Raw genomic sequence first — 21,595 nt, 5'->3', positions numbered from 1 at the left:
ATCGCGGGCCGCGGCCATCAAACCCCGCCGCCCGGCTTGCCATGGCTAACGATCAGCTATCGGGCTTGAGGTACACCCGGTGGCCACCTTTCCAGGTTTCGCAGACCTTGATGTCCCTGATGTGGGTGGCTGGTACTTTTTCGTCGAGGGGATCCTGCTCGAGAATCACCAGGTCCGCGAAATGGCCGTCCTGCAAGGAACCGGTCCAGCCTTCGGCGTGGCACTGCCAGGCGGCGTCATAGGTGATGGCTTTCAGGGCCTGCTTGCGCGTCAGGCACTCGGCTTCATTGAGGATCGGTTGCTGCCTTGGGTCATGGACGAACTGCCCCTGGGCATCACGTATGCCTTCCATCTTGCGGGTCACCGCCTGTTCCATGGAGCGCAGCGGTCCCAGCGGCGTTACCGAACAATCGCTGTGCAGGGTCACTCTCAGGCTGTGCTCCAGGGCCGACTGGCACAGGTCGAGCATCTGTTCGGCCTTGCCTTCGAAGATCGCCTGTTTGAAGGCATAGCCCCAGTAGCCGACATGACCGATCAGAAAGCTCGGCGACAGGCCCAGGCGCTGCATGGCCTGCAGGGTGTCGGCGGTCAGCAGCGAGCAGTGCTCGATGCGGTGGCGTTTTTCCAGGGCGCTGCCGCCCTGCAAGGCCGCCTCATAGGCTTGCAGGGTGAACTCGATGGCCCGGTCGCCATTGGCGTGGATCATCAGCGGCCAGCCGGTTTCGACGGCATTGCGCACCACGGTCTTGTAGGCGTCGGGTGTGGTGATCGGGGTATGGTCCTGGTCGCAGAAATTGAAATTGCCCACCGGCCGCGTCGCCTCGCAGCAGTAGCGCGTGGCCTGGTAGCCCGTCAGCCCCTGGTTGGAACCGTCCGACACCAGCTTGACCGCGCCCTGATAGAAGCGCTTGGCCTGTTCCCGGCTGACCGGCTGGTAGCGCGGCAGCTTGCCGATGGCCTCGGGCGTGCCATCGCAGGCGGCGGCGTAACCGATCCGCAGCTTCCTGGGGCGGGTCAGGAAGTAGGCGCCCAGTACCAGCTTCGACTGAGAGTCCATCATCGCGTCGTAGAGCAGGGTGATGCCGCGGCGCGAAGCCTTGTCGAAGTAGTCCTCGAGGTGCTTGAAGATATTCAGTATTTCCAGCTGCTGCCTGAGGGGAATGCTCTTGATGGCGGCCAGCACCTCGGCTTCCTGCAGGACTCCGTTGTCGGCCCTTACGCCGGTCTTCTTGAACACCGCATCGCTCGCCGCGGTGTTCAGGTAGGCGGTGTGCATGGACGCGCTGATCAGCAGCATCGGGTGCTGCTTGTCGATGGTGTCCAGGTTGCCGATGTCGTCGCCTGGGCCACAGTGAAAGGTGATGAGTCTGTTCAGGCCGTGGGGGACGACCTGGAACGGCATCAGCGCCGGATCGACCTGATGGCCGAGGATCCAGGCCGAGTTGTCCTTGGGCAGGTTGGCCTGGATGGTGCTTTTCAACCAGTTCCAGTCATAGGTGGGCCGTAGCCGCTGGTTCTTGAGCTCATCCGGGTTGTCGGTATCGATGGCCCCCAGGTTCAGCCAGCCTTCCATGGCGCAGCTCTGCACGATATGGGCGTGGGGTTCGATCAGGCCGGGCAACAGGGTCTTGCCGTTCAGGGACTGCTTCTTGTAGGTGATGCCCAGGGCGTTCATGCGGGCTTCGACGGCGGCCAGGGTGCCGGATGCGACCACGTCGCCGGCGTGGATGCCCAGGGCCTCGACCCGTTCGTCCATGTTGCCGTCGCGCAAGGGGTAGATGGTGCCGTTGGTAAAGATGATGGACTCGCCGGCCGGTTCCTTGGCCAGCTCATTGACGTCCTGTGGCTGGCTGGCCGGGTCGAGGGTGTCCTTCAGAGCGTTCCAGATGGGGTTGTGGCATCCGCATTGGACCCAGTCGTGATCATTTCCATTTGATCCCATGATGCTGTCCTCGGGTTTTCGGTGGTGATGAGGTGTGCGTTGAAGAGGGGGGGAGCCAGGCTCGGGCTCAGCGTAGCAGCCGTTCGGGGCGCGGGCCGGGCAGCGGGTCGGCGACCCTGGACCAGTCGTCGGGAGGCGCCGGACAGAGCCCGGCGCCCCCGTGGAGAAGCGCTTGCGCGAGTGCGAGGCGCTAGGGCTCGCGCGGGTCAGAGCTTGATCAACACCGATTTCAGCTCGGTGTAATGCTCGATCGCCGCGTAACCCATTTCCCGGCCCACGCCGGACATCTTGTAGCCACCGAACGGCAGCGCCGGGTCGAGGGCGCTGTGGCAATTGACCCAGACCGAGCCGGACTTGATCCGCGGGATCATCCGGTGCACCGCCGCCAGGTCGTTGGACCAGATGCTCGCGCCCAGGCCGTAGGAGCTGTCGTTGGCCATGCGCAGGGCATCGGCTTCGTCGTCGAAAGGAATCGCCACCAGCACCGGGCCGAAGATCTCTTCCTGCACCAGCGAATGCTGCTGGTCGACGTCGACGATTACCGTCGGCTTGACGAAATAACCGGGGCCGAACTGCTCGCCGCCGCAGGCAATGGTGGCGCCGCTTTCCCGGCCCATCTCGATGTAGCGCCAGACCCGTTCCTGCTGCCGGGCGGAGATCAGCGGGCCCATGTCGACGCTGGTATCCAGGCCGCTGCCGAGCTTCATGGCGTTGGCGATGCCGGCGATATCGGCCACCACATTGTCGAAGTGCTTGCGTTGCACATACAGCCTGGAGCCGGCGCAGCAGACCTGGCCCTGGTTGAAGAAGATCGCGCTGGCGGCGCCGGCCGCGGCGCTGCCCAGGTCGGCATCGGCCATGACGATGGTCGGCGACTTGCCGCCCAGCTCCAGGGTGACCCGGGTCATGGAGTCCATGGCGATCTTGCCGATTTCCTTGCCCACCGCGGTGGAGCCGGTGAAGGTCAGCTTGTCCACCCGTGGGTTGTGGGTCAGGGCGGCGCCTGCGGTGATGCCGGTGCCGGTGACCACGTTGAACACGCCGTCGGGGTAGCCGGCTTCCTGCACCAGCTCGGCGAGTTTCAGCGCGGTCAGCGGGGTTTCGTCGGCCGGCTTGAGCACCACCGTGCAGCCGGTGGCCAGGGCCGGGCCGAGCTTCCAGCAGGCCAGCAGCAGCGGGAAGTTCCAGGCGACGATGGCGCCGACCACGCCCACCGCCTCGCGGCGGATGAAACTGTGGAACTGCTGGTCGGGCATCAGCGGCACTGAGACCTCGACGCTGCTGCCTTCGATCTTGGTCGCCCAGCCGGCCATGTAGCGCAGGAAATCGATGGCCAGTTGCACGTCCATGACCTGGGCCACCGTGGCGCTCTTGCCGTTGTTCAGGCATTCCAGTTGCGCCAGCAGCTCGGCGTCGCGTTGCATCAGGTCGGCGAGTTTCCACAGCAGGTTCTGCCGTTCCCGCGGGCGGGTGCGGCTCCAGGGCGAATCGTCGAAGGCCTGGCGCGCAGCCAGCACCGCGCGGTCGACATCGTCCACCGTGGCCCGCGGCACCACGCACAGTTGCTCGCCGGTGGCCGGGTTGCGCAGGGGCATGGTCTGGCCGTCGGCGGCCTCGACCCATTCGGCGCCGATCAGCATGCGCGGGGCGCGCTGGATAAAGGCGGTGGTGGCGGGAAGCAGGGTTGCAATAGCCATGACAGAACCTCTTGTTATGCGTGAGGCGAGGGCTTTCGCAACCCCTGTGCCAGTTTTGGCTGGTGCTTAAGTCGATGATTTTAATCGGGTTTATTTAAGGATACGGAAGGGCGCCGGATACAGGCTGTCGCAATTTGCGAATGCCTTGAGACAAGTCTGGCCTGAACTTACCCGCCGCGAATTCGTCGTAAAGGGGCTCGTTATAAAAGGAGCATTGAACAAGGAGATGTGCAGTGAAGATTTCAACGATCCTGGGAACCACCTTGCTGCTGGCGCCGTTGTTCGCCCAGGCCGCGACGACCCCGGCCGAGCCGGAACTGCCGGCGTACCAGAGCAGCCTGGCCAGCTACCGCTGCGAGGGTGGGGTAGAGGTACAGGCGGCGTACCTGAACATCGATAACGGCGCCTCGTTCGCCACCCTGTATTACAAGGGCCAGCTGATACCGATGCATATCGCCCGTTCAGGCTCCGGCGCGCTGTATGTCGCCGACGACGAGCAGAACAGCTACCGCTGGCACACCAAGGGCGACAGTGGCCTGTTGAGCTTCCTGGAAGCCGACCACACCGCCAAGGAACAGCAGCTGCTCAAGGACTGCAAGGAGCAGAAGACCGAGGCGCAGTAATCCCCCTCAGGAGCGGCAGCCACCGGCTGGCTGCTGCTCTCTCCAGCGATCCCGGGGCCATTTCCGGCCCCCACCATCTGCGGTTGAACTGCCGTCGAACGGCCAGTGTCTAGTCAAGACAAGCCTGTATCGATCCAGCCGTGGAGATTTGCCTGTGAACATCTTCGAAGCCCTGCGTGAGAGCCACGAACGCCAGCGCAGCTACGCTGCCGAACTGATTCGCACCTCGGGGGACAGCCCCGAACGCAGCGCGGCCTACGCCCAGCTCAAGGCCGAAGTACAAGCCCACGAGACGGCCGAGGAACGCTTCTTCTACCTGCCGTTGATGGAGCACGACAACGGCGTCGACCTGAGCCGGCACGCGATTGCCGAGCACCATGCGATGGACGAGTTGATCGAGGCGCTGGACCAGACCGAGATGTCCAGCCCGGCCTGGCTGGCCACGGCGAAGAAGCTGGTGGACAAGGTGCATCACCACCTGGAGGAGGAAGAGCAGAAGTTCTTCCAGATGGCCGGCAAAATCCTCGACGACAAGCAGAAGGCCCAGTTGGCCAATGGTTATGTAAAGGAATATCAGCAGCAGCTGGCGGCCGACTGAGGCCGGTTTCGACGGATAAAAAAAGCCCGCACATCGACGGGCTTTTTTTGTCGCTGCGGTTCAGGGCGCGGTGGAGCGGGCTGGCGCCGTTATCCACCCCGAACCTAGCGGTTGAAACGCTCCACCAGCGAGTACTGGGTGGTGGCGGTCTGGGTCAGTTCCTTGCTCAGTTCGGCCGAGTGATGGGCCTGTTCCGAGGTCTGGTCGGCCAGTTGCGCGATGGTGCTGATATTGCGGCTGATTTCCTCGGCGACGGCGCTCTGCTCCTCGGTGGCGGCGGCGATCTGGGTGGTCATGTCGGTGATGTTGGCCACCGCCTCGCTGATGCCCAGCAGCGCCTGGTCGGCTTCCAGCACTCGGGCCACGCCTTCCTCGGCCTGGCGCTGGCCGCTTTCCATGCTCTGCACGGCGTTTTGCGAGGAGTTCTGCAACTGGGTGATCAGCTCATGGATCTGCTGGGTCGATTGCGCGGTGCGCTGCGCCAACTGGCGAACCTCGTCGGCCACCACGGCGAAACCGCGGCCCATGTCACCGGCGCGGGCCGCTTCGATGGCGGCGTTGAGCGCCAGCAGGTTGGTCTGGTCGGCGATGCCCTTGATCACATCGACCACGGTGCCGATCTCGTCGCTGTCCCTGGCCAGTTGCGCGACGCTCTGCCCGGTTTCGCCGACTACCTGGGACAGGCGTTCGATGGCTTCACGGGTATCGCGGGCCACTTCACGCCCACGCCCGGTCAACTGGTTGGCGGCCTGGGTGGCGTCGGCGGTGCGCTGCACGTGGCTGGCCACTTCCTGGGTGGTGGCGGCCATCTGGTTGACGGCGGCGGACACCTGCTCGGTTTCCAGCCGCTGGCGGTCCAGGCCACGGGAGCTGTCGCTGGCCAGGGTATCGGAGCGGCTGGCCAGGGTATTGAGCTGCTCGGCGCTGTCCTGCAGGCGGGTGAGGCAGGTTTTCAGCCGCGCGTCCTGGCTGACGAAGGCGGTTTCCAGGCACGCCTGGGGGCCGTGGGCGTCGCTGTACATCTGCGCGATCAACGGGTCGCAGGTGGACGAGTCGGCCAGTTGCAGCAGGCGCCGGGCGGCATTGTTCTGGCGCTGCATCGCCAGCAGCGCCAGGGGTACGGAGATCCCGGCGGCCACCGCCAGCGCCAGGGGCGGCGCCAGCCAGAGACCGCTCAGGGCACCGGCCAGGCCCGTGGCCAGGAAGGGCGCCCAGCCGAGCAGGGCCGGTTGCCAGCGATGCCGGCGGGGGATGGCCGGCTGCTGGCGGTTGAGGCGCTGGTAGAGGTCTTGCGCGCGACGGATCTGTTCGGCGCTGGGTTTGACCCGGACCGATTCGTAGCCGACGATCCGGCTACCCTCGAAAATCGGCGTGACGTAGGCGTTGACCCAGTAATGGTCGCCGTTCTTCGAGCGGTTCTTGACGATGCCCATCCACGGCTGGCCCTGTTTCAGCGCCGCCCACATATGGGCAAATACCGCGGGAGGGACATCGGGGTGACGGACGATGTTCTGTGGGGCGCCGATCAGGTCAGCGCGGTCGAAACCGCTGATGTCCACGAAGGCATCGTTGCAGTAGCTGATGACGCCACGGGCGTCGGTAGTGGAGATGAGTTTCTGGTTCGACCCCAGAGCCACTTCACGTTGTGTAACGGGCTGATTGTTTCTCATTTCCAGATTGCTCCTTTTGTCCTACAAAATCCATCGGCACAATTCAGAACAATCTTAGAGAAATATTAGAAAATTCCTTGCATAACAATTAGTTGCATTCCCATCTGCGAGGAGTTCTGAATACTCTCGAGCGGATTTTGCAGGCTGTTGAATCCGTTGGGAAAAGTCTGGCGCCAGAGCAGGCCCGGGCTCGCCGGAGCGAGCCGCTGACGAAGCGCAACGGGCAGGAACCCGCTTCAGTTGTCGTGGGCGCCGAGGGCGTATTGCAGGACTTGCAGGGCGTGAGTGAGCCGCGCCTTGCGTTTGTCGATGATGCTCGGGTCGCCATAACGCTGCGCGGCCTCGAGTTCCATCTGGCGCAATATCACCTGGTATTCGGCCTGGCGCAGGGGCGGGTTGTGCTCGAAGTGCAGGCCGTCGCAATAACGGCTGAGGGGTTCCAGCGCCCGTTGCAGGCCGGCCAGTCGGCGGTACTCGGGGTCGGGCAGGAGTTTTTCCAGGCTGCTCTTGATGGTCTCGCCGCGGGTCAGGCAACTGCTGGTGGCTTCCGGCGAGGCCGGTTCGGGGGCTTCCTGGGCATGGCCCGTGCTGGCTGCAAGGCCAAGCAGGGCCAGCAGGGAGAGGGAGGTGAGGGCGTTCATGAAGGTCCTTGATACGACAGGCGTGCGGGGCGCTATCTTCAAGAGCCAACGCGTGCCGGACTATCAGACACAACTGAAAATCCTCGGGTTATTTCTGAGTCGCCCGGCCGTGCCGGGCATGACGCGGCCTCAGCGCGGGCCGAGCATCCGCTCGATCACCGCCCACAATTGCGGGTCGTTGAAGTCTTCGACCACTAGATGTGCACCGGCGGCCAGCAGGGCCTCGGGGCTCTGGCTGGTGGCCAGGCCGACGGTGAAGATCCCGGCCCCGACCGCGGCGGTCAGGCCGGGGATCGAGTCCTCGAAGGCAATCCCGGCCTCGGCGCTGGCACCCAGGTACTCCAGGCCGGTGAGGTAGGGCAGCGGGTCGGGCTTGGCCCGCGGCAATTCCTCGGCCACCAGCACGGTATCGAAGCGATCGTCCAGCCCCAGCACGGCCAGCATGTGCTCGGCGTTGGCCCGTGGCGCATTGGTCACCACGCACACGCCAATGCCGCGTTCCCGGGCGAAATCCAGCAGGCGCAGCAGGCCCGGCATCGGCGTCAGCTGCGGCGACAACTGGCGAAAGCGCGCTTCCTTGCGATCGGCAAAGGCCTCGTGCTCGGCCACCGAGCGCTGCGGAAACAGGTAGCGGCACATGTTGGCATTGGCCTGGCCACTGACATGGGCCTCGAACTCTTGATGGGTGAACATCCGGCCATCTTCCTCCAGCAACAACTGCTGCAACGCCAGCAGGTGCAGTTGGTCGGTGTCGGTCAGGGTGCCGTCGAGATCGAAAAGCAGGGCATTGAGCATGGCGCGATTCCTGTCGGGGCCGGTGGCTGAAGCGGTTAAGCCAGGCATCCTAGCAGCTGCCGAGGAGGGCGCTACAGCCATTTCTCGGGGGCGATTCAGAATGCACCTCCGCTGCCAGCCACCTCTCCCTTCCTATGCTTAGCTCTCAAGATCCCTCTGCTCTTGCAGGCACAGGCGGGTCTCGTCTCAGAGTGGAACAGTTGTCGCGAAATTAAACGCGGACGGCCGGCGATTGCCTGGGAGGTGCGTCCTGAAACTCCAGCAAACCCTTGATAAAACACATCATTTGTAAGCTGGCACGCTCCGTGTATTGCTCACTTCAACCGTTTCTCTTGCCTCCATGCCCGGCGCGACGGGCATGGCAGAAACCATAAAAACGACGCACAACAATAAAAAGCTCACTAATAAAAAAAAGCTCCGTGGAGGTCCGACCTTGATCAAGAGAACACTCCGAGCAGGCATGTCCAGCGGCCTGCTGGCGCTGGCGGTCTGCGCCGCCTTGCATTCCCCTCCCAGCCTCGCGGCGCGCGATGCCCAGGCCATCCTCAAGGAAACCTGCCAGGGCTGCCATACCCCGGAAACGGGGGGCGGCTTGAGCCGCATCAGCCACCAGCGCAAGACCCCGGAAGGCTGGCTGATGAGCATCGCCCGCATGCAGGTTATGCATGGCTTGCAGATCAGCGACGACGATCGCCGCACCCTGGTCAAATACCTGGCCGACACCCAGGGCCTGGCGCCGAGCGAAACCGACGGCGTGCGTTATGCCCTGGAGCGGCGCCTGAACACGGTGGAGAAGTTCGACGAACAAACCAGGCAGATGTGCGGCCGCTGCCACTCCGGCGCGCGGGTCGCCCTGCAACGGCGTCCGGCCCAGGAGTGGGAGCGCCTGGTGAACTTCCACCTCGGCCAATGGCCGTCCCTGGAATACCAGGCGCTGTCCCGCGATCGCGACTGGTTCGACCTGGCGCGCAAGGAGATGGTGCCGCTGCTGGCCAAGCGGTATCGGCTGGACAACCCGGCCTGGACAAAATGGCTGGGCAGCGCGCCCAAGGCCGAGACCCTGGCAGGCGACTGGAGCTTCAGTGGCCATCTGCCGGGCAAGGGCGAACTGGCCGGGGTGATGAGCGTCAGCGCCGACGGCAATGACAGCTTCAAGGTCAGCGTCAAGGGCCAGTACGCCGACGGCAGCCCGTTCAACGGCGAGGGCAGCGCGATCCTCTACAGCGGCTACGAGTGGCGCGGCAATGTCAGCATCGACGGCGTGAGCATGCGTCAGGTGTTCGCCGCCAAAGGCAATGAATTGCAGGGCCGGATGTTCGAGGCCGAGCACGACGAACGCGGCCTGGACTTCGTCGCCGCCAAGCAGGGCAGCAGTCGTTTGCTGGCGGTGCAGCCGGGTTATCTCAAGGCCGGCGGCGAAACCGAGGTCACCCTGATCGGCAGCGGCCTCACCGGCAAACCGAGTTTTGGCAAAGGCGTGGAAGTGCTCGAAGTCATCGAGCAGAGCCCGCAGCGGATCAAGCTCAAACTCAAGGCAGCCGCCAATGCCCAACCGGGCCTGCGCAACGTCACCGTCGGCACACTGAAAGGCCCGACGCTGTCGGTCTACAGCACGATCGCCGAAGTCAAGGTCGTGCCTGAATTCTCGGTGGCGCGGGTCGGTGATGGCGGTGGTTCGACGCCCAAGGTCCAGGGCCGCTTCGATGCCGAAGCCTGGGGCAAGGGCGACGATGGCAAGCCGTACCGCATCGGCGTGTTCCCGGCGCAGTGGAAGGTCGAGGCCTTCGACGAGCGGGCCAAGGAAGACGAAGACGTCAAGTTCGCAGGCCAGATGCAGGCCGACAGCGGCGTGTTCATTCCGGGTGATGCCGGGCCCAATCCGCAGCGCAAGATGTCCACCAACAACGCCGGCAACCTCAAGGTGATCGCCGCCGTCGACGACGCAGGGAAATCCCTGACCGGCGAAGGCCACCTGATCGTCACCGTGCAACGCTGGAACAATCCACCCATCCCGTAAGGCGCGGTCCGTGGCTTGAGACACCCTTTCGGAATGACCGCGGGCCCCCGCGAAAAGGGGCCGGCACAGGAGGTTTGCAATGGGCGCTATCTTGAATCTGGTCGAACGCAACCTGCACGAAGTGCAGGTCGATGCCGACCGCATGCTGTTCCATATCCCCAGCAGTTCGCTGTTCGCCAGCGATGAGTTGACCGGTACCATCATCGACACCTTGCGCGGCCCCGGCTGCACCCCGGAGGACCTGGTCCAGCGCCTCGGCGCACGGTTCAACGGCGAGGAAATCAACGAAACCCTGCGCGAGCTGATCGCCCTGGAGCTGGTCAGCGACGGCTCGCCGCTGACCCCGGAGATCGCGGTCAAACGGGTCGAGCGCACGGCGATCAACACCGTGGTGCTCAACGTCAACACCGGCTGCAACCTGAGTTGCACCTACTGCTACAAGGAAGACCTGGACAAGCCCTCGGCGGGCAAGAAGATGGACGTCGAGACGGCCATCGCCTCGGTGGAAATGCTGCTCAGGGAATCCCCCGATGAAGAGCGTTTCACCGTGGTGTTCTTTGGTGGCGAGCCGCTGAGCAACCGCAAGCTGATCGAGTACATGGTCGACTACTGCGAGAAGCGTTTTCGCGAGGCGGGCAAGTTCGTCGAGTTCGTCATGACCACCAACGCTACGTTGCTCACCGAGGAAACGGTGGACTACCTGAATGCCCACCGCTTCGGTTTGTCGGTGAGCATCGACGGGCCAAAGACCGTGCACGACCGCAACCGCATCACCGTGGGCGGGCAGGGCACCTATGACGTGGTGCGGCGCAAGGCACAGATGCTGCTGGCTCGCTACGACAGCCGCCCGGTCGGCGCGCGGGTGACCCTGACCACCGGCGTCACCGACGTGGAAACCATCTGGGACCACCTGTTCAACGAACTGGGTTTCGCCGAGGTCGGGTTTGCCCCGGTGACCTCGGGCGATATCAGCAGCTTCAACCTCACAGGCGAGGAACTGATCGAAGTCTTCGCCAGCATGAAGCGCCTGGGCCGGCGCTACCTGGAGGCGGCCCTGGAGCATCGCAATATCGGTTTCTCCAACCTGCACCAGCTGATCACCGATATCCACGAAGGCCACAAGAAGGCGCTGCCCTGTGGCGCCGGGCTGAAGATGCTGGCGGTGGACCACAAGGGCGAGCTGAACCTGTGCCACCGCTTTACCGGCTCATCGCTGCCGACCTTCGGCAACGTGCGCGACGGCGGGGTGAAGCAGATGGAGCTCAACGACTTCCTGTCCCAGCGCCTGGACCGCACCAACACCGGCTGCGACAGCTGCCGCATCCGCAACCTGTGTTCCGGCGGCTGCTACCACGAGAGCTACGCCCGCTACGGCGACCCGGCGCACCCGACCTATCACTATTGCGAACTGATGCGTGACTGGGTGGATTTCGGCATCGAGGTCTACAGCCGGATCATGGCCCACAACCCTGCGTTCATCAGCAGCTACATCACTCCGCGCAAGGCTCACTGACATGAAACATCTCAAGCCGATCAATAACAAAGCCCAGAAACTGGAACAGGCCGCCGACGAGAACCGTATCGAAGAGGTGGTCGCCATGAGTTCGGTGGCCGGCTGTGCCTCGACCACCGACCCGGGCTGGGAAATCGATGCCTTCGGTGGCGTGTCGTCCTTGTGCCAGCCGATGGAGGCCGACCTCTACGGTTGCTCCGACCCGTGCTGGTGGCCGGCCCAGGTGCCGGACATGATGAGCACCTACCCCGACTGGAACAAGGACGCCCAGGCCTCCAACGAGAACTGGCGCAACCTCGGTACCGTGTTCCCCAAAGACAAGTAATCGGTCAGTAGAAGGATTCCAGCATGCTTCGCAAAAATGCCTGCGGCCTGGCCGCTTCCGTGATCCTGGGCGCCTGTTCCCTCGGCGTCCTGGCCGACGACAACAAGGCCCTCAACGCCGGCCATGAATACATGGTCACCACCAACTACCCGAACAACCTGCACGTGATCGACCTGGCCAGCGACACGCTGTACAAGACCTGCAAGATGCCCGACGCCTTCGGCCCCGGCACCGTGCAACTGGCGCCGGATCGCAAGGTCGCCTACGTGCTGAACAACCACTACGCCGATGTCTACGGGGTCGAGCTGGACAGCTGCAAGCAGGTGTTCCACGCCAGCATCACCCAGCAGCCGGGGGAAAAGGCTCGCTCGATGTTCGCCTTCACCGTCAGCCACGACGGCAAGGAGCTGTACACCGTGGCCAACCCGACCCAGATGCTCAACGACCGCTACGAGGTCAAGCAGCCGCGGCTGGACGTCTACGCCACCGACGCCGGGCTCAAGGCCAGGCCGGTGCGCAGCTTCCCGGCGCCACGGCAGTTGACCATCATGCAGAGCGGCGACGACGGCTCGCTCTATGTGGCCGGGGCGGACGTGTACAAGGTCGACGTCAAGACCGGCAAGTTCGACGTGCTGATCCCCAGCCGCCACTGGAAGCGCCCGAACTACAGCGCGCCGGACGTGCTCTACGTGTGGAACCAGCAGACCTGGCGCCATGATTTCTCGCTGCTCTACACCGCCGCCAAGTTCAAGGACAAGAAACAGGATCCGGCCAGCGCCGAGTACCTGTACGGCCTGTTCAGCATCGACTTGAAAACCGGCAAGAGCGAAACCACCGACTTCGGTCCGCTGACGGAAATCTACTTCAGCGGCATGCGTTCGCCGAAGGACCCGAACCTGATGTTCGGTGTGCTCAACCGCCTGGCCAAGTACGACATCAAGCAGAAAAAACTGCTCCAGGCCGCCACCCTGGACCATTCCTACTACTGCATTTCCTTCAACAAGGCAGGCACCAAGATCTACCTGGCCGGGACCTTCAACGACGTGGCGATCTTCGATGCCGACAGCCTGAAGCAGATCGGCAGCATCAAGCTGCCGGGCGGGGACATGGCGATCACCACGGCGCAGGTGTTCGAGCGTTAGGCGCGGATAGCGCCATCACCCGTTCGCTCCCGCAGGACTGCGGGAGCGAACCTCATCAATTGCCCGGCACCGGGCAGCTCAGGTCGCCTTCCTGGCACTTGAGGTAGGTCTTGAACGCCTCGACCCGGGCCTTGGTCAGGTCGGTGGTGCAGTTGCTGTAGATCAACGGATAGACGCTGCCACCGGCGACCCCGGAGGCGGCGAACCCGCACTCCGCATCCCGGAAGACCAGCCAGGCGCGCTGGGCGCTGACCAGCAGCTTCTTGCCCTCCGGGTTGTCCTTCAGGCGCTGGGTGATGCGCTGGTAGAGCGTGTTCAGTTCCTTGTCCGCGGCCTTGTGCTGCTGGGCGGCGCACTGGTTCATGGCGGCCTGGGTGGTGGCGTTGGCACAGTCGGCGGCCTGCGCCAGCGGGGTGAGCAGCAGCGGCGCCAGGGCCAGCAGAAAACGTGGGTTCATGGGGATTCTCGCGAGGGACAATTAAGGAGTACCAAGGGACGTTTTGCGGACCGCCGGGTTCCGGCAGGCGACGGGTCATTGGCCTGCATCCTAGTCCTGGTGACGACCGCATGTCCGTCTTTGTGGAAAAATGCAACTTAAAGGTTGCTCTTCTGTGAGGGCGAGCTAGGGTTTCATCACTGGAGGTGACCCATGAACTCATCAGATCGCATCGAAAGAAAGATCCTGCTCAAGGCAACCCGCTCTCGTGTCTGGGCCGCGCTGGCCGATGCCGAGGCGTTCGGCAGCTGGTTCGGCGTGGCGCTCGCGGGCCAGCGTTTTGTCGTCGGGCAACGCACCCGGGGGCAGATTACCTATCCCGGGTATGAACACCTGGTCTGGGATGTGCTGGTGGAGCGGCTGGAGCCCGAACACCTGTTCGCTTTCAGCTGGCACCCGTACGCGGTGGAGCCTGGAGTCGACTACTCCGGCGAGCCCAGCACCCTGGTGCAATTCGAACTCGAAGACCTGGACGGCGGCACCTTGCTGCGGGTGGTCGAGTCGGGGTTCGATGGCATTCCCCCCGAGCGGCGGCTCAAGGCGTTTCGCATGAACAGCCGTGGCTGGGATGAGCAGATGAACAATATCGAGACCTACCTTGGCCCCTGATACTTCTTCCCCATCCCTGTTGCCGGTGGCGGCATCGCTGGACGGCTCGGCCATGATCTTCGCGGCACTGGGTGACGAGACCCGCCTGCGGCTCGTCGCCATCCTGTGTGGCGGCGGCGCCATGTCGATCACCCAGTTGACCCTCGGCACCGACATCAGCCGCCAGGCGGTGACCAAGCATCTGCAGGTGCTGGCGCAGGCCGGGCTGGTGCGCGACGCCAAGCTGGGGCGCGAGCGCCTGTGGGCATTGGAGCCGGGCCGGCTGGCCGAAGCCCGGCGCTCGCTGGAGGTGATCAGCCAGCAGTGGGATCAGGCCCTGGGTCAATTGCAGGCCTTTGTCGAGTCATAACGGAAATCGTCACGGATGTTCGAGTTTTACCTGAAACGCTGGAACCTGCGGGTCGATGGCGAGCCTATCGTCACCCCTGGCAGCCACCTGTTGCCGGTGCGCCTGGACGACGCGCCGGCGATGCTGAAGATCGCCCTCGACGACGAGGAAAAATACGGTAACCGCCTGATGGTCTGGTGGGCCGGGGAGGGTGCCGCCCGGGTCTACGCGCACCACGGCGATGCCTTGTTGATGGAGCGGGCCATGGGTCGGCGCTCGTTGATGCAGATGGCCCTGGCCGGCGAAGACGACGAGGTCAGCCGGATCGTCTGCGCCAGCCTGGCACGCCTGCATGCGCCACGCTCGACACCCTTGCCGCCGTTGTTGACCCTGCCGGTATGGTTCAAGGCCCTGCGCCCGGCCGCCCGGCGCGAGGGTGGGATGTTCCTGCGCTGCCTGGCCACGGCCGACGAGTTGCTGGCATCCCCTCGGGAGCAGGTGGTGCTGCACGGCGATATCCATCACGACAACGTGCTGGATTTCGAGGAGCGTGGCTGGCTGGTGATCGATCCCAAGCGGGTCATGGGCGAGCGCGGCTTCGATTTCGCCAACCTGATCTGCAACCCGGACCTGCCGACCAGCGGCGATCCGCAGCGCTTCACCCGCCAGGTCGAGGTCATCGCCCAGGCCGCGGGGCTGGAGCGCAAGCGCCTGCTGCAATGGGTGCTGGCCTATACCGGGCTGTCCGCCGCGTGGTTCCTGGAAGACGGCGACATAGCCAGCATGGAACACGAACTGCAGGTGGCGGAGTTGGCCATCCAGGCCCTGGAAGGTGCGGCCTAGGGGTTTTGGTCAGTGGTTTTATGGCGAAAGGCTTACATGCACTGGCTGCTATTTCGCCTGTTGCCGATTGGGCGACAGGCTTAATCTTCACCCACCAACTGCAGCGCAGGACGCGCTCAGGGTCATGGATGACCGACCATGTGCAAGGATGCAGCGACAGGATGTCGTAATGGTCTTGAAAAAAACCCGCTTCGGCGGGTTTTTTTTCGCCTGTGGAAAAGCCCCGGGGGCTATAAGTGGCGGGTTTCCTCCGGCACATTCCCCCAGTTGTCATGACGCCCGTCGGTATAGCGCACCGGGGCCGCGAGCAGTTCCTGCAAGTCGATGTCGTCCAGGGTCATCACCTGCACCGCGACATAGTCGCCGCCGATCTCCTGCACATGTCCGCGCCCGAAGGGGCGCACGCCGCAATGCTTGCAGAACAGATGATGGGTATTGCCGCGATTGAACCGATAATCGCTCAGCGCCTGTTCGCCGCTGAGCAGGCGAAAGGCCTTGGGGGCGATGATCGCATTCCAGTTGCGGGTCTTGCTGCAGATCGAGCAATTGCACTTGTGGGTGCCCTGGCTCAAGTCGATCTCGGCTTCATAGCGCACTGCGCCGCAATGACAACTGCCGGTGTAAGTCTTGTGCATGGCAAGGCTCCTGGGGGAAGGCTGGGCCAGAGTGTAGAGACTGCCTGAACACGCGCGGGAAAACTTTTCAATTAAGGCCAGTAGCCAGTATTTAACATACCCTGCTTAGATGAAGAAAGTTCAGATAAGAGCATGTAAGTTTGTTCGTTGGGTAGCGTGAATGACCTACCAGAGTTGGTAGGTTTACAAGCGTCCGATTGCAGATAGAGTTTCAGCCAAGAAGACGAGTTCTGTCTCGCTACAAATACATTCTGTCAAAAACAGGCAGATAGTGTTTGGAATGCGGGGTGGGCGATTCCCGCTTTCAGTTCATCACCAGGCCGCTGCTCCGGGTGCTGCTGTTTTGTCGTTCATTATACTTTGTTCTTAAGTTCGACCTGCCACGAATACAGCACGCGTCTTTTCTGTCGTGCCCAACTTATAAAGCTGCCTTTCATGCTGAAGTTCATCTCAAGTGATCTCTGGCGTGTCTGTGTGGTTGAAAAACAAAAGGTCCTCGCACTTATGAAACATGTTCTTGTGGTTCGTTATTCGCAAAGCGGTCAGTTGAGCGAAGTGGTCGAAAGCCTGATCTCGCCCCTGCGTTCGACGCAGGAGGTCAAAGTGCATGAAGTGGTGCTCAAGCCCCGGGTCGCCTATCCGTTTCCCTGGCCGGTGGGCAAGTTTTTCGACGTGTTTCCCGAGACCGTGCAGCTCACCCGCCGGCCATCGAACCGGTGCATACCGATCATCCGTGGCCTTTCGACCTGGTGATCCTGGCGTATCAGGTCTGGTTCCTCTCGCCGTCGCCGCTGATCACCGCGTTTCTCCAGAGCGCGGAAGGCAAGCGCCTGCTGGCCGGGCGCCCGGTGGTCACGGTGATCGCCTGCCGCAACATGTGGCTGATGGCCCAGGAGGTGGTCAAGCGCCTGCTGGACGAGGCCGGCGCGCGGCTGCGCGACAATGTCGTGCTGACCGACCGGGCCAATGCCTTCGCCACCCTGATTACCACGCCGCGCTGGATGTTCACCGGCAGCCGCGAGTCATTCCTCGGCCTGCCCAAGGCCGGGATCAGCGCCGAGGATGTCCAGGGCGCAGCACGTTTCGGGCGTGCATTGAAGGCCACCCTGTATGCCAATAAAGAGAAAGCCGAAGGGCCGATGCTGGCAGGGCTGGGGGCGTCGCCCGTCAACCCCGGGCTGATACTCGGCGAGCGTGCGGGCTATAAAGGCTTCAAGTTCTGGTCGGGAATAATTTGCCGTTTCGGCAAGTATGGGCAATGGCTACGGCGACTCTTGCTGTGCTTGTTCATCGTTTATCTATTGTTGGTCATCTTGACTGTCCTGCCTATTTCACTGGTGTTACGCCGTTTGCTTCATCCCATTATCCGGACGCGACTGGACGAGTTGCAGCGTTATTACGAACAACCGTCCGGCTCGAAACTAAATCTTGAAACTGAAGAGTGAAGTCATCATGAGTGAATCGTTTGTCTATATTACGAAAACATCCACTTATATGCCGGGAGAGGCAGTGGATAACGATACGATGGAAAACATCCTCGGGTATGTGGGCGGGCGACCTTCACGGTCTCGGCAAGTAGTGCTGCGCAATAACGGCATCAAGCAGCGCTATTATGTGCTGGACCCGCAGACCGGTATTCCCCGTTTCACTAACGCGCAAATAACCGCCGAGGCGATCAAGGGCCTGGTGGGCGACGGTTTTATCCTGGACTCCATGGAATGCCTGTCCACCGGCACCACCATACCGGACCAGTTGATGCCCAACCATGGCGTGATGGTGCATGGCGAACTGGGCAACAAGCCTTGCGAAGTGGTGTCCACCGCCGGCATCTGCCTGGCGGGCCTCACCGCGTTGAAGTACGCCTACCTGTCGGTGCTTTCCGGGGCCAGCCGCAATGCCGTGGCCACCGCCTCGGAGGTGCCTTCGCCGGTGCTGCATGCGCGCAATTTCGATGCGGAAAACAAGGTGCTGGTGGCGCAGATGGCGGCCCGCCCGGAAATCGCCTTCGATAAAGACTTCCTGCGCTGGATGCTGTCCGACGGCGCCGGGGCCTTCCTGCTCGAGAACCAGCCACGGGCCGGCGGCCTGTCGCTGCGCATCGACTGGATCGACATCTTCTCCTACGCCAACGAATTGCCGACCTGCATGTACGCCGGCGCGGAAAAGGCCGAGGACGACAGCCTGGTCGGCTAGAAGCTGCTGACCCCGGAGGAGTGGGCGTCGCGCTCGATCTTCGCGATCAAGCAGGACGTGCGGCTGCTGAACGAGAACGTGGTGAAGTACACCCTCGGCAAACCGCTCAAGGAGGTGATGATCAAGCGCAACCTGTCGCCCGAGGCTATCGACTGGTTCCTGCCGCACATGTCGTCGGAATACTTCCGCCAGCCGATTGCCGAGTGCCTGGAAAACACCGAACTGGCGATTCCCCAGGAGCGCTGGTTCACCAACCTGTCCGAGCGCGGCAACACCGGCTCGGCGTCGATCTACATCATGATCCACGAGCTGCTGGAGTCCGGGCGCCTGCACAAGGGGCAGCGTGTGCTGTGTTTCGTCCCGGAAAGCGGGCGCTTCTCCGGTGGCTTCATGCACCTGACGGTGGTCTGACGCGCCTCGCCATGGCGCAACAACCCGGTGGCCGGCGCGGGCCGGCCACTGTTTCGTGGTACGCATCCAACTGCAAGGGAATGACTATGGAAACCCTCGAGCAACGTGTGAAAAGAGTGGTGGCGAGCGAACTGGCCGTCGACCTGGCGCAGATCGGCAACCAGGACTCGTTCGTCGGGAACCTGGGAGCGGACTCGCTGGCCCGGGTGGAACTGGTGACGGCCCTGGAGGCCGAGTTCGAACTCACCATCCCGGACGATCAAGCCGATAGCCTGCAGACCGTGCAGCAGGTGATCGACTACCTCCGACAGGCCAGTGAGCAAGCAGTCCCGGCCTGACGTCGGTCAAGCGAAGATGCGGCCAGGGCTCAGCTGGCCGATGAGGTTGCCCTGGCCCGCATCTTTCTTCCCCCCAGCGTGCGCAGGTCTCAGGCCTGCTACCACTGCGCCACGACCCTGTCGACTATCTCGCCGCGTTGTTTGATGGAGTTCGCCGCGAGCCGCTGGGCTTCTTCCACCACCGCTTTGGGCGCTGTCCGTGGGCTACCGGCGGCGAAAGGCGGAGCCGGGGCGTACTCCAGTTGCAGCTGCACCCGCTGCGCCGTTGCCTCGCCGAACAGCTCGCCGGCCAGGGTCAGGGCAAAGTCGATCCCGGCGGTAATCCCGCCACCGCTCAACAGGTTGCCGTCGCGCACCACGCGCTCCTGCACCGCGATCGCCCCCAGCGCTTCCAGCAGATGGTGGTAGGCCCAATGGGTGGTAGCGCGCTTGCCACGCAACAGCCCGGCCGCGCCGAGCACCAGGGAACCGGTGCACACCGAAGTGACGTAACGCGCCTGCGCCGCCTGCCGGCGGATGAAATCGAGGGTCTGCGGGTCTTCCATCAACGGCCCGACACCGGCGCCACCGGGAATGCAGATTACGTCCAGCGGCGGGCAATCGGCGAAGCTGGTGGTCGCCTGCAACACCAGGCCGGTGCTGGCGGTGACCGGCCCGCGCGCCTTCCAGACCAGATGCACCTGCACGTCCGGCAGCGACGCGAGCACATCGTAGGGGCCGGTCAGGTCGAGTTGCTGGACGTTGGGGAACAACAGGAAACCGATCTGCAGTGTCATGGGGTATCTCCCTGGAAAAGTTCGAAGGTGTCCAGCCCTATGCAGCTGGACGGTTCGACTCTAGCGCCCTAGGCTTTGGCGAATACGCCAACCTGCCCACGATTCACGCCAACCATGCCCCAGACCGCCAGAACCGTTCATGTACTGACCTTCGCTAACGCCCAGGTGCTCGACGTCACGGGCCCGTTGCAGGTGTTTTCTTCGGCCAACGACCTGGCGCGGCATAAAGGCCTGCCGCTGCCCTACGCGGTGAACGTGATCGCCGCGGGCGACGGGCCGGTGACCACCTCGGCCGGGCTGGCGCTGCTGGCCGAGCCCTTGCCGGCGCCGGGCACGCCTTGCGACACCCTGATCATCGCCGGCGGCTGGGGCGTGTACGCCGCGGCCGAAGACCCGGCGCTGGTGGCCTGGGTCCGCCAGCAGGCAGCGCTGGCGCGGCGGGTGGCGTCGGTGTGCACCGGGGCCTTCCTGCTGGCCGCCAGCGGCTGGCTCGACGGGCGCCGGGTGGTCACCCACTGGACCCGCTGCGAGCAGTTGGCGCGGCAATATCCGCGCTTGCGGGTGGAAGCCAACCCGATCTTCATCAACGAGGGGCCGGTCTGGACCTCGGCCGGCGTCACCGCCGGCATCGACCTGGCCCTGGCGCTGGTCGAGGCGGACCTGGGGCACGCCCTGGCGCTGGACGTGGCCCGGCAACTGGTGGTGTTCCTCAAGCGCCCGGGCGGCCAGTCGCAGTTCAGCGCGACCCTGGCCCTGCAAAAGCAGGGCAGCCGCTTCGACGACCTGCACGCCTGGATCGCCGAAAACCTCGGTCGCGAGCTGAACCTCCCGACCCTGGCCGAACAGGCCGGCATGAGCGAACGCAGCTTTGTCCGCCACTACCGCGCCGACACCGGCCAGACCCCGGCCCGGGCCATCGAACAGATCCGCGTGGAAAGCGCCCGGCGCCTGCTCGGCGACAGCGGCGTACCGATCAAGCGCATCGCGGTGCAGTGCGGCTTCGGCAGCGAAGAAACCCTGCGCCGCAGCTTCCTGCGGCTCGTCGGCGTGACGCCGCAGGCGTATCGGGAGCGTTTTTCGCCGGAGGGGGAGTCAGGCTTCCAGTAGTTCCAGCAGCGCCTGCAAGGTGGCCTGCGGTGCTTCCTGGGGGACGTTGTGGCCGACCCCGGGCAAGATCCGGCGTTGGTAAGGGCCGGTGAACAGGCCGATGTCTTCGTCTTCTTCGCTTGCCGGGCCGACCCCGTCAGCGCCGCCGCACAACGAGATGGTCGGTACGCGGATCGGTGGCTGTTGTGCCATGGCCTGCTCGATATGTTCCAGGCTCGGGTCGCCCGGTGCGTACATGAAGCGATGCCGGTAGGAGTGGATCACCACTTCGACGAAGTCCGGGTTGTCGAACGACGGCGCGCTCAGGTCGTAGAGTTCGCGGCCACGGTCCCAGGTCGGCGACCACAGTTGCCACAGCAGTGCGCACAGTTCGCGACGGTTGGCGGTCAGGCCATCCACGCCGCGTTGGGTGTGGAAATAGTACTGATACCAGAGCCGGTGCTCGGTCTCGGGCGGCCGCGGTTGGGTCGAGCGGGCAATGTCCTGGATGTTGTAGCCGTCGGCGCTCACCAGGCAGCGCACCCGCTCCGGCCACAGGGCCGCGACGATGCAGGCGGCGCGACCGCCCCAGTCGAAACCGGCGAGGGCGGCCTGGCGGATCTGCAGGGCGTCCATCAGGTCCAGCAGGTCCTGGGCCAGCGCCGCCTGCTGCCCGGAACGCAGGATGTCGGGGCCAGCGAAACGGGTCGGGCCGTAGCCGCGCAGGTACGGCACCAGCACCCGATAACCACGCGCCGCCAGCTCGGGGGCGATCTCGTCGTAGCTGCGGGGATCGTAGGGAAAACCGTGCAGCAAGATCACCGGCGCACCGTCGGCGGGGCCGTGGTGTTCGTAGGCGATATGCAGGCGGGGCGTAAGCACGTGTTCGAGCGAAGGCGAGCTTTTCATTCCAGGCA

At 63.8% G+C, this 21,595-nt stretch carries 19 protein-coding genes and 4 pseudogenes; 13 read left to right on the top strand and 10 right to left on the bottom strand.

The annotated features are described in order from the left end of the window. Positions 1-52: 52 nt before the first annotated feature. Positions 53-1,942: an amidohydrolase gene (locus H0I86_RS20995; RefSeq protein ID WP_180922038.1), complete on the bottom strand. Its 1,890-nt coding sequence runs from the start codon at positions 1,940-1,942 to the stop codon at positions 53-55. Positions 1,943-2,148: 206 nt separating this feature from the next. Further along, on the bottom strand, positions 2,149-3,639 hold the full coding sequence (locus tag H0I86_RS20990) for an aldehyde dehydrogenase family protein (RefSeq protein ID WP_180922037.1): 1,491 nt from the start codon (positions 3,637-3,639) through the stop codon (positions 2,149-2,151). Between the two features lie 233 nt (positions 3,640-3,872). Between H0I86_RS20990 and H0I86_RS20985 the strand changes: the two genes are divergently transcribed. Together H0I86_RS20985 and H0I86_RS20980 are read left to right on the top strand one after the other, a co-directional pair. Then, positions 3,873-4,262, top strand: a complete 390-nt coding sequence (locus H0I86_RS20985; protein ID WP_180922036.1) for an MliC family protein — start codon at positions 3,873-3,875, stop codon at positions 4,260-4,262. 154 nt (positions 4,263-4,416) lie between these two features. Continuing rightward, positions 4,417-4,860: a hemerythrin domain-containing protein gene (locus H0I86_RS20980; RefSeq protein WP_180922035.1), complete on the top strand. Its 444-nt coding sequence runs from the start codon at positions 4,417-4,419 to the stop codon at positions 4,858-4,860. Between the two features lie 104 nt (positions 4,861-4,964). On the opposite strand, the pseudogene aer reads toward H0I86_RS20980, so the two are convergent. The 4 genes and pseudogenes from aer to H0I86_RS20965 form a co-directional block, all read right to left on the bottom strand. Continuing rightward, positions 4,965-5,909: pseudogene (aer, locus tag H0I86_RS32675) on the bottom strand (methyl-accepting chemotaxis protein Aer); the annotation flags it as partial. 354 nt (positions 5,910-6,263) lie between these two features. Beyond that, positions 6,264-6,530 (bottom strand): annotated as a pseudogene (locus H0I86_RS32670) (PAS domain-containing protein); the annotation flags it as partial. A 236-nt stretch (positions 6,531-6,766) separates the two neighbouring features. Beyond that, positions 6,767-7,171: a DUF1090 family protein gene (locus H0I86_RS20970; RefSeq protein WP_180922033.1), complete on the bottom strand. Its 405-nt coding sequence runs from the start codon at positions 7,169-7,171 to the stop codon at positions 6,767-6,769. Between the two features lie 129 nt (positions 7,172-7,300). Beyond that, a complete protein-coding gene (locus H0I86_RS20965; protein ID WP_180922032.1) occupies positions 7,301-7,966 on the bottom strand; it encodes an HAD family hydrolase in 666 nt (221 codons plus the stop codon). Positions 7,967-8,402: 436 nt separating this feature from the next. On the opposite strand from H0I86_RS20965, the gene peaA reads away from it, so the two are divergent. The 4 genes from peaA to peaD all read left to right on the top strand — a co-directional run bounded on the left by peaA (position 8,403) and on the right by peaD (position 12,963). Further along, on the top strand, positions 8,403-9,983 hold the full coding sequence (gene peaA, locus H0I86_RS20960) for a quinohemoprotein amine dehydrogenase subunit alpha (protein ID WP_180925887.1): 1,581 nt from the start codon (positions 8,403-8,405) through the stop codon (positions 9,981-9,983). Positions 9,984-10,062: 79 nt separating this feature from the next. Further along, entirely contained in the window at positions 10,063-11,496 is a 1,434-nt protein-coding gene (gene peaB, locus H0I86_RS20955) for a quinohemoprotein amine dehydrogenase maturation protein (RefSeq protein WP_180922031.1), read from the top strand. Between the two features lies 1 nt (position 11,497). Continuing rightward, positions 11,498-11,821, top strand: a complete 324-nt coding sequence (qhpC, locus tag H0I86_RS20950) for a quinohemoprotein amine dehydrogenase subunit gamma (RefSeq protein WP_007921889.1) — start codon at positions 11,498-11,500, stop codon at positions 11,819-11,821. Between the two features lie 23 nt (positions 11,822-11,844). Next, positions 11,845-12,963 (top strand): quinohemoprotein amine dehydrogenase subunit beta, encoded by a 1,119-nt coding sequence (gene peaD / locus H0I86_RS20945; RefSeq protein WP_180922030.1) that lies wholly within the window; start codon positions 11,845-11,847, stop codon positions 12,961-12,963. Between the two features lie 55 nt (positions 12,964-13,018). Here the strand turns inward: peaD and H0I86_RS20940 are convergent, their stop codons facing one another. After that, entirely contained in the window at positions 13,019-13,420 is a 402-nt protein-coding gene (locus H0I86_RS20940; protein ID WP_180922029.1) for a lysozyme inhibitor LprI family protein, read from the bottom strand. 192 nt (positions 13,421-13,612) lie between these two features. Between H0I86_RS20940 and H0I86_RS20935 the strand changes: the two genes are divergently transcribed. Genes H0I86_RS20935 through H0I86_RS20925 form a run of 3 tightly spaced genes read left to right on the top strand, consistent with a single transcriptional unit; the run spans position 13,613 to position 15,239 of the window. Continuing rightward, a complete protein-coding gene (locus H0I86_RS20935) occupies positions 13,613-14,068 on the top strand; it encodes an SRPBCC family protein (RefSeq protein ID WP_180922028.1) in 456 nt (151 codons plus the stop codon). Further along, positions 14,058-14,417, top strand: a complete 360-nt coding sequence (locus H0I86_RS20930; RefSeq protein WP_180922027.1) for an ArsR/SmtB family transcription factor — start codon at positions 14,058-14,060, stop codon at positions 14,415-14,417. The genes H0I86_RS20935 and H0I86_RS20930 overlap by 11 nt, the downstream gene beginning before the upstream one ends. 15 nt (positions 14,418-14,432) lie before the next feature. Then, positions 14,433-15,239, top strand: coding sequence for an aminoglycoside phosphotransferase family protein (locus H0I86_RS20925; RefSeq protein WP_180922026.1), 807 nt, complete (start codon positions 14,433-14,435; stop codon positions 15,237-15,239). 230 nt (positions 15,240-15,469) lie between these two features. Here the strand turns inward: H0I86_RS20925 and H0I86_RS20920 are convergent, their stop codons facing one another. Continuing rightward, the gene (locus H0I86_RS20920) at positions 15,470-15,874 is read right to left on the bottom strand and encodes a GFA family protein (protein ID WP_180922025.1); all 405 of its coding nucleotides are present in this window, start codon (positions 15,872-15,874) and stop codon (positions 15,470-15,472) included. 504 nt (positions 15,875-16,378) lie between these two features. Between H0I86_RS20920 and darA the strand changes: the two are divergent. The 3 genes and pseudogenes from darA (at position 16,379) to darC (ending at position 18,816) form a co-directional block, all read left to right on the top strand. Next, positions 16,379-17,319 (top strand): annotated as a pseudogene (gene darA, locus H0I86_RS20915) (2-hexyl, 5-propylresorcinol biosynthesis aromatase DarA). 7 nt (positions 17,320-17,326) lie between these two features. Further along, positions 17,327-18,478, top strand: a pseudogene (darB, locus tag H0I86_RS20910) (beta-ketoacyl synthase DarB). 80 nt (positions 18,479-18,558) lie between these two features. Beyond that, positions 18,559-18,816, top strand: coding sequence for a 2-hexyl-5-propylresorcinol biosynthesis acyl carrier protein DarC (darC, locus tag H0I86_RS20905; RefSeq protein WP_180922024.1), 258 nt, complete (start codon positions 18,559-18,561; stop codon positions 18,814-18,816). A gap of 98 nt (positions 18,817-18,914) precedes the next feature. Here the strand turns inward: darC and inhA are convergent, their stop codons facing one another. Then, positions 18,915-19,592, bottom strand: a complete 678-nt coding sequence (gene inhA, locus H0I86_RS20900; RefSeq protein ID WP_180922023.1) for an isonitrile hydratase — start codon at positions 19,590-19,592, stop codon at positions 18,915-18,917. 114 nt (positions 19,593-19,706) lie between these two features. Between inhA and H0I86_RS20895 the strand changes: the two genes are divergently transcribed. After that, positions 19,707-20,699, top strand: coding sequence for a GlxA family transcriptional regulator (locus tag H0I86_RS20895; protein WP_180922022.1), 993 nt, complete (start codon positions 19,707-19,709; stop codon positions 20,697-20,699). Here H0I86_RS20895 and H0I86_RS20890 read toward each other — a convergent pair. Then, positions 20,685-21,587, bottom strand: a complete 903-nt coding sequence (locus H0I86_RS20890; RefSeq protein ID WP_180922021.1) for an alpha/beta fold hydrolase — start codon at positions 21,585-21,587, stop codon at positions 20,685-20,687. The genes H0I86_RS20895 and H0I86_RS20890 overlap by 15 nt on opposite strands. Between the last annotated feature and the right edge of the window lie 8 nt (positions 21,588-21,595).

This window comes from Pseudomonas chlororaphis subsp. aurantiaca, assembly GCF_013466605.1.
Lineage (GTDB): Bacteria > Pseudomonadota > Gammaproteobacteria > Pseudomonadales > Pseudomonadaceae > Aquipseudomonas > Aquipseudomonas chlororaphis_I.
This window is presented reverse-complemented; position numbering and strand designations above follow the sequence as displayed.